The sequence below is a fragment of the Clostridium sp. LIBA-8841 genome (assembly GCF_034439435.1).
In the GTDB taxonomy this organism is placed as follows: Bacteria; Bacillota; Clostridia; order Clostridiales; family Clostridiaceae; genus Sarcina.
The window spans coordinates 120,379-136,936 of record NZ_JAPCKJ010000001.1 but is presented as its reverse complement, the minus strand read 5'-3'; the positions used below and the strand labels follow the sequence as shown (position 1 = coordinate 136,936).

The 16,558-nt window shown below is 27.7% G+C and carries 12 protein-coding genes; all 12 read left to right on the top strand.

The window, feature by feature from the left end; genetic code table 11:
- Positions 1 to 700: 700 nt before the first annotated feature.
- On the top strand, positions 701 to 2,623 hold the full coding sequence (locus OIF33_RS00450) for an OPT family oligopeptide transporter (protein ID WP_322502255.1): 1,923 nt from the start codon (positions 701 to 703) through the stop codon (positions 2,621 to 2,623).
- The gene (locus OIF33_RS00445; RefSeq protein ID WP_322502254.1) at positions 2,616 to 2,957 is read left to right on the top strand and encodes a PqqD family peptide modification chaperone; all 342 of its coding nucleotides are present in this window, start codon (positions 2,616 to 2,618) and stop codon (positions 2,955 to 2,957) included. The genes OIF33_RS00450 and OIF33_RS00445 overlap by 8 nt, the downstream gene beginning before the upstream one ends.
- A gap of 543 nt (positions 2,958 to 3,500) precedes the next feature.
- Complete coding sequence (locus OIF33_RS00440; protein WP_322502253.1) at positions 3,501 to 4,682, top strand: NupC/NupG family nucleoside CNT transporter; 1,182 nt, start codon at positions 3,501 to 3,503, stop codon at positions 4,680 to 4,682.
- A gap of 301 nt (positions 4,683 to 4,983) precedes the next feature.
- Positions 4,984 to 5,631, top strand: a complete 648-nt coding sequence (locus OIF33_RS00435) for a cupin domain-containing protein (RefSeq protein ID WP_322502252.1) — start codon at positions 4,984 to 4,986, stop codon at positions 5,629 to 5,631.
- Positions 5,632 to 5,993: 362 nt separating this feature from the next.
- The gene (locus OIF33_RS00430) at positions 5,994 to 6,605 is read left to right on the top strand and encodes a hypothetical protein (RefSeq protein WP_322502251.1); all 612 of its coding nucleotides are present in this window, start codon (positions 5,994 to 5,996) and stop codon (positions 6,603 to 6,605) included.
- 492 nt (positions 6,606 to 7,097) lie between these two features.
- Positions 7,098 to 8,357, top strand: coding sequence for a cytochrome P450 (locus OIF33_RS00425; RefSeq protein WP_322502250.1), 1,260 nt, complete (start codon positions 7,098 to 7,100; stop codon positions 8,355 to 8,357).
- A 217-nt stretch (positions 8,358 to 8,574) separates the two neighbouring features.
- Positions 8,575 to 9,897 (top strand): FAD-binding oxidoreductase, encoded by a 1,323-nt coding sequence (locus tag OIF33_RS00420; RefSeq protein WP_322502249.1) that lies wholly within the window; start codon positions 8,575 to 8,577, stop codon positions 9,895 to 9,897.
- A gap of 480 nt (positions 9,898 to 10,377) precedes the next feature.
- Positions 10,378 to 11,748 (top strand): MATE family efflux transporter, encoded by a 1,371-nt coding sequence (locus OIF33_RS00415; RefSeq protein ID WP_322502248.1) that lies wholly within the window; start codon positions 10,378 to 10,380, stop codon positions 11,746 to 11,748.
- Positions 11,749 to 11,859: 111 nt separating this feature from the next.
- Complete coding sequence (locus OIF33_RS00410) at positions 11,860 to 12,825, top strand: tRNA-dihydrouridine synthase family protein (protein ID WP_322502247.1); 966 nt, start codon at positions 11,860 to 11,862, stop codon at positions 12,823 to 12,825.
- A gap of 473 nt (positions 12,826 to 13,298) precedes the next feature.
- Positions 13,299 to 14,447 (top strand): flagellin lysine-N-methylase, encoded by a 1,149-nt coding sequence (fliB, locus tag OIF33_RS00405; RefSeq protein WP_322502246.1) that lies wholly within the window; start codon positions 13,299 to 13,301, stop codon positions 14,445 to 14,447.
- Positions 14,448 to 14,938: 491 nt separating this feature from the next.
- Positions 14,939 to 15,769 (top strand): ABC transporter permease, encoded by an 831-nt coding sequence (locus OIF33_RS00400; protein WP_322502245.1) that lies wholly within the window; start codon positions 14,939 to 14,941, stop codon positions 15,767 to 15,769.
- Position 15,770: 1 nt separating this feature from the next.
- Positions 15,771 to 16,553, top strand: coding sequence for an ABC transporter permease (locus OIF33_RS00395; protein WP_322502244.1), 783 nt, complete (start codon positions 15,771 to 15,773; stop codon positions 16,551 to 16,553).
- The last annotated feature ends 5 nt before the right edge of the window (positions 16,554 to 16,558 follow it).

Here is a 16,558-nt window from a genome sequence, read left to right as displayed (position 1 = left end):
TAACAAATAATCTAAATTTTTCGTGAGTTTAAAGAATTAATATCTAGAACTAGTTACAATATATTTATACTTATAAATATAAAGAAACATATTAAAATCATTCATTAAAAAAGCCTTAAATAAATTATTGATGAGGTTTTTATCTAATAACAAGAAACTTATAATGTATATAATTAAATTGTTTTTGGTTTGATTATGCTGTATAATTATTCTTTGATAAATTTGAATATATGGAAAAAATATCATGGATTTTTAAAAGGTGAAGTGATATCATAATAAATATAATAAAAAATTTATAATTATTATATTTTAATTCAATAAAAGTTATAAAAGATTTTAATGCTTAAAGATGAATTTAAGTAAGGTATCAATTGATTTAAACTAAAAAATACTTCTCAGATTACATTTCTTATTTATACAGTTAATAAAATTTCAAGAGAAAAAATTAACAAGTATAGTGACAATAGGTTTTACTATACAAAATAATATACTTAAAAGGTGACTTTTATATTTAAGTTAATTTTTAAGTAAGAATTTAAATATAACATGTACAAATAAATTATATAAAGCCAAGCAGTTATTGTTTTATATGGATATAGTATAATATTTGTGCATTTTATAGAAAATATAACATTAGGATATATCAATGGATACAGTATTATTCTATTGGTATAAATAAACGAAAGGAGAGATTAGGTATATGAAAAAGAAATTACCTAAAGAGGCTTATGGCGGTGTAAGTGGAAAGGATTATGTTCCATATTTCACTGGTAAATCAAAAAATGGAGTTAATCTGCCTGTATTAATAATAGGTATAATATTAGCTGCTGTTTTTGCAGCATCTACTGCTTATTCAGGAATGAAGTCAGGTTTAACTGTTGCTGCTGGTATACCTGGTGCAATTATAGGTTCAGTATTTGTAGGAATATTTGCACGTAGTAAAGGTATTCTTGGAAAAAATATAACTCAAGGTATGGCAAGTGGGGGAGAATCCATAGCAAGTGGTATGATCTTTGTACTGCCAGCAATAATATTAATAGGAAGTAATATTACTTTCTTAGAAGGTCTAGCTGTAGGTGTAGGTGGAGTTCTATTTGGTGTAGGATGTCTATCTTTAGTTTACAACTATCTAATAATTGAAGAACATGGAAAACTTATGTATCCTGAATCAATGGCAATATCTGAAACTCTTGTTGCTTCAGAAGGAAGCGAAGATTCAATTAAGTTTATGGGAATTGGATTTGTTATAAGTGGTATCATAAATGTTTTAACAGGATCATTTTTTAATGTAATAAATAATACTGTTACATATTTAGGAAGTAAATTTTATAAGTGGAAATTTTCTACTGAAGTAAACCCACTTTTACTTGGTATAGGATTTATAGTTGGATTGGAAGTATCACTTACTATGTTTGCAGGTTCTATACTAGCTAACTTTGGAATAGCTCCATTAATAGGATATTTCAGTGATATGGCAGAAAAGAGTATGCATTCATGGAATGATGCTTCAATATTAATTCATCAAATGGATGTAAACGCAATATCAGGAAGTTATGTTAAGTACATAGGAGCAGGAATGATGCTTTGTGGTGGTATAATAGGTGCTATAAAACTTATACCAACTATAATAGTTTCCATAAAAGAAACATTAAAAGCAAGTCCGGCTAATGAGGGAAATACTGAGAAAAATAGTGGTGCTATAGTAATACTTTTAGCAGGAGCTGTAATAGCTTTCGTAGCAGGGTTCTTTATTTCTAATAGTATTGGTATGGCTATAGCTGGAGCAGTTGTTTCATTAATATTATCTTTATTATTTGTAATAGTTGCAGGTCGTCTAACTGGTACAATAGGAACATCAAACCTTCCAGTATCAGGTATGACAATAGCTTCATTAGTAATATTAACATTAGTATTCGTTATAATGGGATGGACTGGAAAAGCTGATAATAAAACATTACTTTTATTTGCTACATTTATGGTTGTTGCTATATCAGTAGCAGGTGGATACAGCCAATCTCAAAAAGTAACTTACATAATTGGTGGTAGCAAAAAAGAAATGCAAAATTCTTTCGTACTTGCAAGTATAGTTGGTGTTGTTGTTGTTACTGCAACAATATTAGTACTTTCTAGCCAATTAGCAGTTACTGGAGCAGATGCACCTTTCGCATTACCACAAGCTAACTTAATGTCAACATTAACTTCAGGTATAATGGAAGGTAATTTACCATGGCCTATGATTATTGTAGGAGTAGTTATGGCTTTATTCTTATTCTTAGTAGATTTACCAATAATGACTGTTGCAATTGGATTCTACTTACCTATATCAACAACTTCTATAATTTTAGTAGGTGCATTAATACGTGTAGTTATTGAAAAAATGAGCAAGAGTGATCATGAAAAAGAAGTTAAGGTTTCTAATGGTATAAGTTTATCTTCAGGACTTGTAGCAGGAGGATCTATTGTAGGATTAATAGGAATAGTTCTACAAGTAACAGGAATAATAACACCAAGAACTCCTACTGGTTTTGTAGCTAGTAATGGAATGGCAATAATTGTGCTAATTCTTTTAGTTTTATCAACTGTATTACCTATTATGAGGTCTAAGGTGAAAGATAATGGATAATGACGAACTTTTAAATATGAGATTTAAGATATGTGATAATCTTAAATATGAAGTGGATGAGAATGGAATAGTTACTGTTTTAGAAAAACAGGATCATAAGATTCAAAGATTTTTTAGAAAGTTAAAAGTTAAAATTCCTATGTATAAAAAAATTACTTTTGATGAATATAGTAGTGAGGTATTTAGCCAAATTGATGGAACTAAAACTGTTAAAGAAATTGGTGAAGAGTTAGAAGCTAAATTTGGTGATAAAGTACAACCACTTTATGAAAGATTATTAGTTTTTTTAAATCACATATATTTAAACTGCAAGTATATTGAAAAAATAGAGTAAAAATTACTTTGGGTTTTAATATAAAAAGTTTTTATATTAAATAAAAGTTTATTAGTTTTAGAGTGTTGATATTTAAATAAAGTCAACACTCTATTATTTTTTATTAAAGAATTTCATAAGTCTCTAAAATTATATGGTATATAGGTTATTTTGATTTTTTTACTAATGATAATATTCTTATAGGCACAAATTATTCTTTTAGCATTATATATTCGTTGAGTTTAACTTTAGCAAGTTCTGTTTTCTATGGTTGCAGGTAGAATAAAGGAGTGTAAGAATAGTATTTCAAAAGCGATATTTGAATAAAATTTAAATATTTCTTTACAAATGTTCATAAGGAATTTATAATAAGTATGTTTGTAATTGTGGTGAAAGATATCTATCCACATTTTTATTATTCTAAGATTAAAAAATATAATTACAAATTTGGACTAAAGGTTACTAAAAATAAAAAAACAATCTACTAAAAGTAAAGTGTATTTATTGTACTATATATAGAACATAATAATATTAAACTTGTCGTATTTAAGAAGAAGAATAAAAATGAAATATATTATTGGAGTCATAGGATTAGTTGTTATTTTAGCACTTGCGTGGATTGGTAGTAGTGATAAGAAAAATATAAAATATAAGCCTGTCATTATAATGCTTATTTTACAGTTCATACTTGGCTTTGTCTTACTAAATACTGAATTAGGAAGTTATTTAGTAGGTGGTATAGCAAATGGTTTTGAAGTATTGCTTAAATGTGCCGGAGAAGGAGTGAATTTTGTATTTGGTGGATTAGTTAATGCTAATGAGTTTTCGTTTTTTATTAGTGTTCTTTTACCAATAATTTTTATTTCTGCTTTAATTGGTATTTTACAATATTTAAAAATACTTCCTGTTATAGTGAAATATATAGGATTAGTTTTAAGCAAAATTAATGGAATGGGTAAATTAGAATCTTATAATGCAGTAGCATCAGCTATACTTGGTCAATCTGAAGTATTTATTTCAGTAAAAAAACAACTTGGTTTATTGCCTAAACATAGATTATATACTCTTTGTGCATCAGCTATGTCAACAGTATCTATGTCTATAGTTGGTTCTTATATGGTTCTTTTAGAACCTAGATATGTTGTAACAGCACTTGTTTTAAATTTATTTGGTGGATTTATTATATCATCAGTTATAAATCCATATACGGTAACAGAAGAAGAAGATATTTTAGAAGTTAATGAAGAAAAGAAACAAACTTTTTTTGAAGTCCTTGGTGAATATATTTTGGATGGATTTAAAGTAGCTGTTATAGTAGGGGCTATGTTAGTCGGATTTGTAGCAATAATTGCTATGATTAATATATTATTCAAAGGAATTTTTGGTATTACTTTCCAAGATGCGCTTGGATATGTATTCGCTCCATTTGCATTTTTAATGGGCGTACCTTTAAATGAATCAATACAAGCTGCAAGTGTAATGGCAACTAAATTAGTATCCAATGAATTTGTTGCAATGAATTTCTTAGTAGGTGGAAGTATACATTTATCAGCAAGATCAATAGGCATTGTTTCTGTATTCTTAATTTCCTTTGCAAATTTCTCTTCAATTGGAATTATTTCAGGAGCTGTAAAAGGACTTAATGAAGAGCAAGCAAACGTGGTTGCACGTTTTGGATTAAAACTACTATATGGTGCAACATTAGTAAGTATGTTAACAGCAACTATTGTTGGATTAATTATATAAACATATGTTATGAAAACCCACCACAGATTTGTGGTGGGTTTTACTTATTATTTTATATTTATAAATCTTTATAAAATTCATCTTTAGATTTAAGCATTTCATTAAAAGTATTTTCCGTTTCGTGGAATAACAGATTTTTATTTTTCAATTACTAATCTTACTTTTTTCTTTTTATTTTAGGACTTGAAAATATATGTATATTTTTATGATTTTTCCTATTATTGAAATATAATGATAGAAGCACACTTCAAAAATTTAGAACATATTATAATTTTATAAGATTATAAAGGGAGAGAGTAATATGTATAATACTTATAGGATGTACACATGTCCTTATTGTGCTGATATATCAATGTATGACTCATATGGTATGTATAACACATATTTATGTCCTTATTTCGTTGATACAACAAGTTATAATTATTCAGATGATTTTATGAGGTTTAATGATAGGTATATTCCTTTTACTGATGAATTCGAGTATGGTTCAAGGTTTGTTTCTCCACAATTAGTAAATAGCAATAGGGTAATTGAATTAAAGGATTATGGTCCACAACCCTTTGTAGTTAACATCGATGAAGTTACTAAGCAGAATGAAACTTTTCGTACTGCTTTATGGACAGGAAAGCATCTACAAGTTACCTTAATGAGTATCGATGTTGGTGAGGATATAGGTTTAGAAATGCATCCAGATACTGATCAGTTTATACGTGTTGAAGAAGGTGAAGGACTTGTTCAAACAGGAAGTAATAAGGATAGGGTGGATTTTCAAGCAAAAGTTTCTGATGATTTTGCAATTATGATACCTGCTGGTACATGGCACAATATTATAAATACAGGTAATGAACCACTTAAAGTGTATTCTATCTATGCACCACCTCACCATCCACAGGGTACAATTCATAAAACTAAAGTAGATGCAGAAGCTGCTGAAAAGAACCGCGACTAATTAAGATAATCTATATGCAAGATCATTACAAAGAGAATTTATGTAGATTTATTATTGGTTGAAAAATTATCATACATGTATCCGTCAAAATATATCATTTAGTACCCTGAAATAGTAACTTCAGGGTATTTTTTTGTATTTATCTGTACTAGCTTAATTATTTTTAGGATGATAGCTCCTATAAATTTTTAGTAATGATTAAGTTGCATTGGTTTTAGGCTTATCTAGATTATCAATATTAAAGATTAGAGTTTATTTACATTGCGTTATCTGAAAAAACATTAAAAATTTAATAACATAATTATTAATTTGTAATATATTATATTATGAAGAAAATTTAGAATAATAGGAGGTAACACAATATGTCAAATTGTTGTTGTCCAAATCATGAATCACGCGATTGTTGGTGTCCAAGGAATGAATCACGCGATTGGTGTTGTTGTCCAAAGCGTGAACAAGAAGAATTCAGATCATTAGTATTCAACGCTGGAAGCATGAATAATGGTGCTTTGACTACACCTAATACTGTACCACTTGGAAATGCTAATTCTAATATTAGGATATTGGGGTGGCTTATACCTCAAAATAATACAAGTGAGTTTTCATTAACTTTTAATGTGCCAAAAGATGCTCGTAATGAATGGCAAAGAGCTAAAGTATTTGTTCATTTATTAACTGATAATTCAAATACACCAGTTGGGAATACCTTTGCAATTAGACTTTCATCATTATTCGCTAGAGCTAATGGTGTAGTAAGTGCATCTAATATAATTGTTAATAATAGCGGCAATATTCCAATTCAAAACTCACCAGGTAATTTCCAATATAATCATTATGTTTTAGAGTTTGACTTAAATGATATTATTAGAGCTGAAGATTTTGCATTGTTGAGCGTTTCTCGTATACCAGTTAATAATGACTATACTGGTGCATTACTTTTAACTAGTATAGAATTTAGATATTTAAGTCGTTAAGTATAGAAATTAAGTTAAAATAAGATCAGCTAATAAAAGTCAAGTAAAATATTAAAAATATTTTATTTGAAATTTTGCATGTCAAATAAACCGTTCTAAAAAACGGATTATTGCAGAAAATATAAACAATTAAGCTGTATGGTTAAGATATATTCTACAATGTATTTTAGGATGTCTTTCCTCATACGGCTTTTTATTTTGTAGACAGTATATGTATTTTTTATTAAAAAATTAATTACATATATAAAATACTTAGAGCATAACATTTAGGAAAAGATATTGATATATATAATAATGGAATGACTTCTTTACCTAGTCTAAATATTATTTTATCTATTGTAATAAATAAGAATAAAAATTGACATACTAATTAAAGGGATACAGGAAATCTTTACAAGATAAAATATAAAATTATTTCAGTTCAATCCTATTGAAATAATATCTAAAGAGATTTTAAGTATATTTTTAAATATCAAATAAAGGAGAATATGTATGTCACTTAAAAGCCAGATTCCACGTGATAAAGGGTTAGACAGTACTCTTGATTTATTGCAGGAAGGTTATTTATTTATTAAAAGTGGAGTTAGTAAGTATAAATCAGATATATTCGAAACTCACTTACTTGGAGAAAAAGTAATTTGTATTAGTGGAGAAGAGGCTGCAAAAATTTTTTATGATCCAGAATTATTCTATCGAAAGGATGCAACTCCTAAACGAGTACAAAAAACATTATTTGGTGTTGGTGCTATTCAGTCTATGGATGGTAAAGCACATATTCATAGAAAGAAGTTATTTATGTCATTAATGACTTCCTCATATCAAAATCAACTTGCAAAACTTGTAATGGAGAAGTTGCAAAGTTCTATTAAAAAATGGGAAGATGAAGAACAGATTATTCTTTTTGATGAAATGAATGAAATCTTATGTAGAGTAGTGTGCCAGTGGGCTGGAGTTCCATTGAAGGAATCTGAGGTAAAAGGACGAGCTGAAGACTTTAGTTCCATGGTTGATGCCTTTGGTGCAGTTGGACCTAGACACTGGAAGGGAAGAAGAGCTAGAATTAGGGCGGAAGAATGGATAACGGGAATCATAGAAGATGCTCGTTCTGGTAATATTAAAGCTAAAGAAGAAACTGCACTTCATTCTATAGCTTTTTATAAAGATTTAGATGGTAATCAATTAGATAGTAATATAGCTGGGATAGAGCTTATTAATGTGCTACGTCCTGTTGTTGCTATTTCAACCTTTATTACCTTCCAGGCCTTAGCACTGTTTGAATATCCAGAATGTAAAGAAAAATTTTCAACAGGGGATAGGGATGAGCTGGAGTTCTTCGTACAGGAAGTTCGACGGTACTATCCATTTACCCCTTTTTTAGGTGCAAGAGTTCGAAAAGATTTTATCTGGAATAAAAATGAATTCAAAGAAGGAATGCTTGTATTGCTTGATGTTTATGGTATTAATCATGATGCGAAGATATGGAAGAATCCTGATAAATTCTGGCCAGCGCGTTTCAAGGAACGAAAGGATAACCTATTTGATTTTATACCACAAGGCGGAGATGATCCTTCCAAAGGACACAGATGTCCAGGAGAAGGTATAACTATAGAAATAATGAAAGCTAGCCTGGATTTTCTTGTTAATAAGATTGAGTATGATGTACCAAATCAAGACTTAAGATATAGTATGGCAAAGATACCTACATTACCTGAAAGTAGATTTATAATTAGTAACATAAGAGAAAAGAGATAACAAATAGTTGAATTAATGGTTTTTTAAGAGATAGTGTTCACAAAAAACTACTTACTGAAAATTTAACTAATTCATTTTCAGATATAAACAGGGAGTTTAGTGAAACATTCATAGGTAATATTATAATATTAAGAATAGCTTCTAAGTAATTAACCATATATTATAACAGTACATGTCATGTTATAATATATGGTTAATAAATTTGGAGGAATTTAATATGATAGAGGGGTTAACAGGACTTGTTATAACTAAAGAAGATAAAAGTTATAATATTGTTCGCAGAAATAAAAATTTATATTTTAGTTATTATCCAAAGGTAATAATATATCCTAATAACATAACAGATGTAATTAATGCAGTAAATTGGGCAAGAAAGCAAGGATTAAATATACGTTGTAGAAGTGCTGGTCATAACTATGAATCATTTTCTGTGGCAAATGATGCTGTTGTAATAGATGTTTCTAATTTAATTGATTTTAAAATAGATACTAAAGAAGGCTATGTAAGAATAGGGCCAGGGTATGCTCTAGGACAACTTTATCCTAAGATAGCTAAATATGGATTTGCATTTGTTGGAGGGAGTTGTGGATCTATTGGTGTTTCAGGAATTACCTTAGGAGGAGGTGTTGGATTTTTACAAAGAGAATATGGTCTAGTATGCGATAACTTAGTAGAAGCACAAATAGTAGATGCCTTTGGTAGGATAATAACTGCTAATTCACATCAAAACCAAGATTTATTTGCTGCATTAAGAGGAGCGGGTAGTAATAATTTTGGAGTAGTGGTGTCACTTACTTTTAAAGTATATCCCATTGATAAAGTAACAGTATTAACTGCTGAATGGCCTAAAGATAGGCGATATGAAGTAATTCAAGTATTTCAAAGAGTAGGCGAACATTTAGATAATAGGTACACTATTAAGGTTTCTATGACTAAAGATGCTATTGAATTGTATGGAGTAGGATTAAGAAGTACAGAAAAAGAAATGGAACAAGCTTTGAGTGTTTTATTAAAAATACCTAATAAAACGAATTATACAACAAAGCAGATTGGTCTTAAGGAATATATGCAGAAATATCAAGATTTTGTGTCTAAGCCAACAGGATTTAAGATTACAGGATTATTGGCATACAATCCATTAGGAAAAGCACCTTGTCAAATATTATTTGACTATTTAGATAATTCCCCGCCTATAAAGCCACCTATAGATATTGGATTCCTTCTATTAGGAGGAAAGATTGCAGAAAATGAAAGTTTACCTAGCGCTTATCCTCATAGAGATGCTAAAGTATTAGTACAAATTGATGCAGAATGGACTCCTCAGTATAGTATGTATGCTAATAATACAGTTAGATGGGTAAATAATTTAAGAGAATCCTTAATTCCATATGCAAACTTTGGATACCTTAATTATTGTGATATTAATATACCTAATTATTTATATAATTATTTTGGTAATAATGTATCTTGGTTAAAAATTGTAAAAGAAAAATATGATCCATATAACTTATTTTACTATCCTCAAGGAATAAATTTATAATATGAATGCTATTTATAGGAGTAAGAAATAAAAATGTGTAATGACTCCATTAGGAGTGATAACAGCAATTTAATTTTTTGTTACAGTGATGAGTGCATAAATGAGAAATTGATTTTTAATAATTAAAAGTAATTATTGAGATGTCTAATAGGCATCTCTTTTTTGATTTAAAAAGTTAGATAATTTCTTTGTTTGATTAAAATGTGAACTTCTTGATGAGTAAATAGAGGTAATATTTTATATCAATAGATTAAAATAGAAACTTTCTTAGTTGTAAAGAGTACAGTTATTTTGATAGTTATTAAGTTTTTTAATTTAAAACTAGAAATATTTAATATTTTTAAAACTATATATAAAAAAAATATTGACTAAGTTTAGTGAGATGATATAATAAACAGGATTTGATAATAATTATTAATAACAAATGAAATGATTATTCATCAAATAAAATATATGACATTATGGAATAGGTATATTATTATGAAAAATCAAGATGAACTAAGAAATGAAAAAATAGGTAGATTACTTTTAAAATATTCAGCACCGGCTATATCATCAATGATGGTAACTTCATTATATAATACTGTAGATAGAGCCTTTATAGGTTCTATTAAAGATATAGGAGCATTGGCCATATCTGGGTTAGGGGTAACTATGCCATTATTTACGATACTGGGTGCTTTCTGTGTGGCAATTGCTATAGGAGGAAGTACCAATATATCAATAAAGCTAGGAGAGGAAAATAGAGAAGAGGCTGAAAAAATATTAGGAAATACTTTTATCCTATCAATAGTTGTTGCTTTAATAATTATGATAGGAGGATTCTTCTTTCTAGAAGAAATACTATATTTTTTTGGCGCAAGCAATGACACTATTATATATGCAAAAGATTATATAAGTTTAATAATTGTAGGTTCATGGTTTAATTTTCCAGGATTTGCCCTAAATAATGCAATAAGAGCTGAGGGAAATCCAAGATTGGCTGCTAAAATGATGATAATAAGTTGTGTTTTAAATTTAATTTTAGATCCAATATTTATATTTTTATTTAATATGGGTATAAAAGGCGCTGCTTTAGGCACTATAATTTGTCAATTAATAGTTTTTCTTTGGGCAGTATATTATTTTACATTAGGAAAATCTAATTTAAAGTTAAAAGTTAAAGACACCATATTAAATAAGAAAATTTTAAAATTAATAATATTAATTGCTTTAACTCCATTTTTCATGGAGCTTGCATCAGGATTTATACATTTAATAACAAATAGAGTGTTAAAAAACTATGGTGGAGATTTGGCAATAGGAGCAATGACTTCGATAACCTCTATATACTTAGTATTTTTGATGCCCGTTTTTGGATTGAGTCAAGGGATGCAAACCATAGTAGCATATAATTATGGAGCAAAGGAATATAATCGTGCCAAAAAGACATTGTTCATGACTATAATATTAGCAACAATTATTTTAACTATAGGATTTATACTTATTAGAATATTTCCAATGACGTTTATTAATATATTTACAAAGGATAATAAGCTAATAAATATAGCAATTAATGGACTAAAAATATACTCTTTTACTTTGCCAACCTTAGGAATTTCAATATTGGGAGCGGTATATTTCCAGTCTATAGGAAATGTTAAGAAGTCAGTTATATTAAGTTTATTAAGACAAGTTATAATATTTATACCTACTATACTTATACTACCCAGAGTATACGGATTAAATGGAGTGTGGGTTTCACAACCAGTAGCAGATATTGGCGCTACTATAATAATAGGTGTATTTTTAATAAAAGAATTTTACATAAGAGATACTGATGACTTAATTTGTAGAGTACAAAGAACTTAGTTAATTAAATAAATTTTTTGTATAAAAAATTAGTTTTATATAGTTAAGTAGATAAAAGAAAGAAAGGCTGATATAATATTTTTTAGAATCTTTTAAAAAAGGAGTAAACAAATGAAGTATTATTTAGCACCAATGGAAGGTATTACTGGATTTATATATAGAAATTCTTATGAAAAGTTTTTTGGAGGTATTGATAAATATTTTGCACCTTTTGTTGTTCCAAATAGCAGCAAAAGTCTTAAAACTAAGGAGCTAAGAGATGTTTTACCTGAAAATAATACAGGAATGAATATAGTTCCTCAAATACTTACTAATGATTCAGAAGGTTTTATTAATACTGCTAGAAAGTTACAACAATTAGGTTATAATGAAATTAATTTGAATTTAGGATGTCCTTCTGGAACTGTTGTTGGTAAGAAAAGAGGATCAGGATTTTTAGCTCATAGAGATGAACTAGACAAGTTTTTAAAAGAGATATTTAAAATAGATGATATGAAGCTTTCCATAAAAACTAGATTAGGAATGGACAAGCCAGAAGAGTTTTATGAGCTTATTAAAATTTATAATAAGTATCCTATGGAAGAACTTATTATTCATCCTAGAACAAGACAGGACTTCTATGGAAATAAACCTAATTTAGAGGTATTTAAGGATGCAATCTCTTTAAGTAAGAATCCGATTTGTTATAATGGTGATATTTTTACTGTAGAAGATAATAATAAATTAATTGAAATCTTTCCTGAAGTTAATAAAATAATGCTAGGAAGAGGAGTTTTAGCTAATCCTGGGTTGATGAATGAGATAAAGGATGATAAGTTCATAGATAAAAGGATTTTAAAAGAATTTCATGATGAAATTTTTAATAAATATAAAGAAGTATTTAATGAAGATAGAAATGCAATGTTTAGAATGAAAGAATTATGGGGATATATGATTTATATGTTCTCCAATAACAAAAAATATGCTAAGAAGATAAAAAAAGCTCAGAAAATAATTGATTATAACCAAGCTGTTACAAGTCTTTTTGCTGAGCAGGAAATAATAAAGGGAGCCGGACTATTTAATAATCAAGAGTAAATATAAGTTATATTTTAATTGAAGGCTCTGCTTTGGGAATATAGTGTATCTCAACTAAACCTTTAAAATTAATTATTAAAAGATATGGGAACTTTTGATTTGCATTTAAAGGTTAAAGTTAATTTTAAACTAATATGTTTAAAAAATCGTATTGTTTATTAGCAATACGATTTTTTTATTTATAGAAATTTATTAAAGGATTCATTCTATAATTTTACAATTTATAGACTTAAACCTAAAATAAGAGTAGATATTAGGATTTAATAAGAATAGAAAAGAAGTCTATTATATAGCTACATATTATAAGAATAGATTTATATATTTTAAGTTTAGATTTCAGTGTTTTTTACTATAAATATTACATATTAAAAAAGTTATGATTATGAAAAGATGTTTTTAATGTTAGAATTAAAATATAGTCTTTATGAGAGTTTTAGATTTAAATATATTAAGAAGATTGGAGCTATTTATATATGAATAAGGATATAAATATATTAAAAATTACGAATTATGATAAGTTTAAGTGTATAGCGGATAAATGTAAGTTTACATGCTGTGAGGGATGGGATATTAACGTAGATAATAATACCTATGATAAATGGAAAAGAGATAAGAAAGATTCTGAGTATCTTTTAAATAATGTGAAAATTAAAAAATGTAATGAGAAAACGGAGTATTTTATAAATAAGGAAATCTATGAAGCATGTGCTTTTTTAGATGGACAAGGATTATGTAATATAGTTAAAAGTCATGGGGAAGAGTATCTATCTTTAACATGTCATACATTTCCTAGACTAGAGAATGTATTTGAAAATAAAAAGGAACTTTCATTATCATGTGCATGTCCAGAGGTAGTAGAAATTTTAAATAATCTTAAGGGCAAAGTAGAGATGATTTCAGAAAAGAGTATTTATGAAGAAGAAAATTTGTTAGAGCTTAGAATAAGAGAAACCTTAATAGATATAATTTATGAGGAGAGACTTTCTTTAGAAGAAAGGTTAATTATAGGCTTTGAAATGTTGCTAAATATCTTAGAGAATGAAATTTATACAAATGAGGAAAATTTGTTAGAAGAGTTAGAAAAATATAGTGATAGAGAGTACATAGAAGAAGTTATAAATGTTTATAGTGAAATAGAATTAAACAAAACAGATTCAATTGAGGAAATAAATTATTTGTTTTTAGATATCATACAGAACTACAAAGAGGTTTCTAGTTTTAAATGTATTTTAGAACAGATTTCTAATTTTGCAGAAAATGTTGAGGTTAAAAGTCTTCAGAATAAATGGAGCACTTATAAAGAGAAGTTTAAAGAATATGATAAATTAATTGAAAAGTGCATTATATCTAAAATTTTAAGTAATTGTGTTAGTGATGATATTGAGGAAATGGTACTTGCTTTTCAGATGATTATATTAGAATATCTCTTAATAAGATATGCACTATTTCTAAAATATTGTATTAATGAGGAGGAAATAAATATTGAAGAAGTAAAAGATTATATTGTAGCTTTTTCAAGAATTATTGGAAATAACACTGAAGCAGTTTTAGACTTTTTAAGTGATGGTTTTGAGGATACTATTTTAGAAATAGGGTATTTATGTTTTATAGCTTTATTTTAGGAATAAATTATAATATTAAATATTCTACAAATAATGTTGATGATGGAATACTTTAATAGATTTTTTGATTTAAAAGAGAGTGGTAATTTTCCGAATTATAAATAAAACTTAATAAAAAATCGTTTGGTAGTTAAAAATAATTTATTTATCTTTGAATTAACAATAATTTAAAATATCTTACCATAATAAATAAAATTGAGGCAATAGTTAAGAGGATTTAAACAACTTACTATTGTCTTTTTTTTGCGTGACTTCAGATAATTTCTATATAAAAATAAAATTTTTTAAGAGTTTTAATATTGTTCGTGAATAAATGGAAATGTGAATATTTTTTTAAATTTAATCAAAAATAAAAGGTTTTAAAGAGAAAAAACACGAAAAATACAAAAGAATAAATTGACAATATACGTAGTAATAAGTAGAATAAAATTACATTATGTAGAAAAATTTAAATATGATTCAAGACATATTACTTAAAATGGAGGAAAAGCATGAGGAAAATAAGTCATTATTTATTATTTATACCCTGCATAGTATTAGTAGCATATTTTATGATAGTTCCACTATTAGATGTAATAATTCCTACTTTTACTAATAGCAATGGTGGCATGTTTAGTGCATATAAGGAGTTTTTTACGGATTCTTATATGATGTCAATATTTTGGAGAACAATTAAGATATCTTTAGTATCATCTATAATTTGTATGTTCATAGGTGTACCAGTTTCTTATTACATATCAAGAGTTTCTAAAAAGGTAAGAGGCTTACTTATAGCCTTAACAGTATTCCCAATATTAACAAATTCAGTTGTTCGTTCATTCGCTTGGATGAGTATCTTAGGGAAAAATGGAATAATCAATACTTTGTTAATGAAGTTTAACTTAATACAAGAACCGCTATCCCTTTTATATACAGAAGGAGCTATTATAGTTGGTACAATTTATATTTTCTTACCACTAATGATCATTTCCTTAGTAGGAGTTATGGAAAATATAGATAATGACTTATTAGAAGCAGCTGAAAGCTTAGGAGCTAATAGGTTAAAAGCTTTCTTTAAAGTTGTATTTCCACTTAGCTTACCAGGTTTAATTGTTGGAACAGTTTTAGTATTCACAGGTTCTTTAACAGCGTATACAACACCTCAATTATTAGGAGGAAATAAAAATACGGTTTTAGCAACTTTAATATACCAAAAGACTATGACATTAGGAGATTGGCAAGGGGCTGCAGTTGTAGCAACAATAATGATTATAGTTACTTTAATAGTAATAAAGGGAATTAACTTCCTAGCATCAAGATTAGATAAGAGAGGGGTTTCTTAAAGTGAAAAAGAGTAAAGTTCTAACAGCCTTCGTCGTTTTAGTTTATATATTTCTATTTGCACCACTAGTAATTATTGCTATGACAAGTATAGGAACGGAAAACTATATAGCATTTCCACCAAAGGGATTTAGCTTGCAATGGTTTGCTACGGTATTTAAATCAGAATCATTTATAAAGAGTATGGGGACAAGCTTCCTGATATCTACAGTGGCTACATTAGCGGCGCTAGTTATAGGAATGCCTGCAGCTTACGGATTAAGTAGATATAACTTTAAAGGAAAGAGTATAGTTAAAAGCTTTTTCTTTTCACCATTAATAGTCCCAGGAATAGTAGTTGGATTCTCATTATTCCAATTCTTATTAGTAAAAATGAATCTTTCAGTATATGCTAGTTTATTTATTGGACATACATTGATAATAATTCCTTACATTATAAGAGTTGTAGGATCAAGCTTAGAAGGCTTTGATTATTCCATAGAAGAAGCAGCTATGAGTTTAGGATGCAAGAAATCAAAAACTTTCTTTAAGGTAGTTTTACCTAATATAACATCAGGAGTAATGGCAGCATTTATCTTAGCCTTCATAAATTCATTTAATAATGTTCCAGTATCCATATTCTTAACTGGACCAGGAGTAAGCACATTACCTACAACAATGATGAATTACGTTGAATATAATTACGATCCAACAGTATCGGCTTTATCAGTGATATTAATGATATTAACTATTGGAATTATGTATATATTAGAAAAAACATTAGGATTAAATAATTTTGCAGGATAAAATCT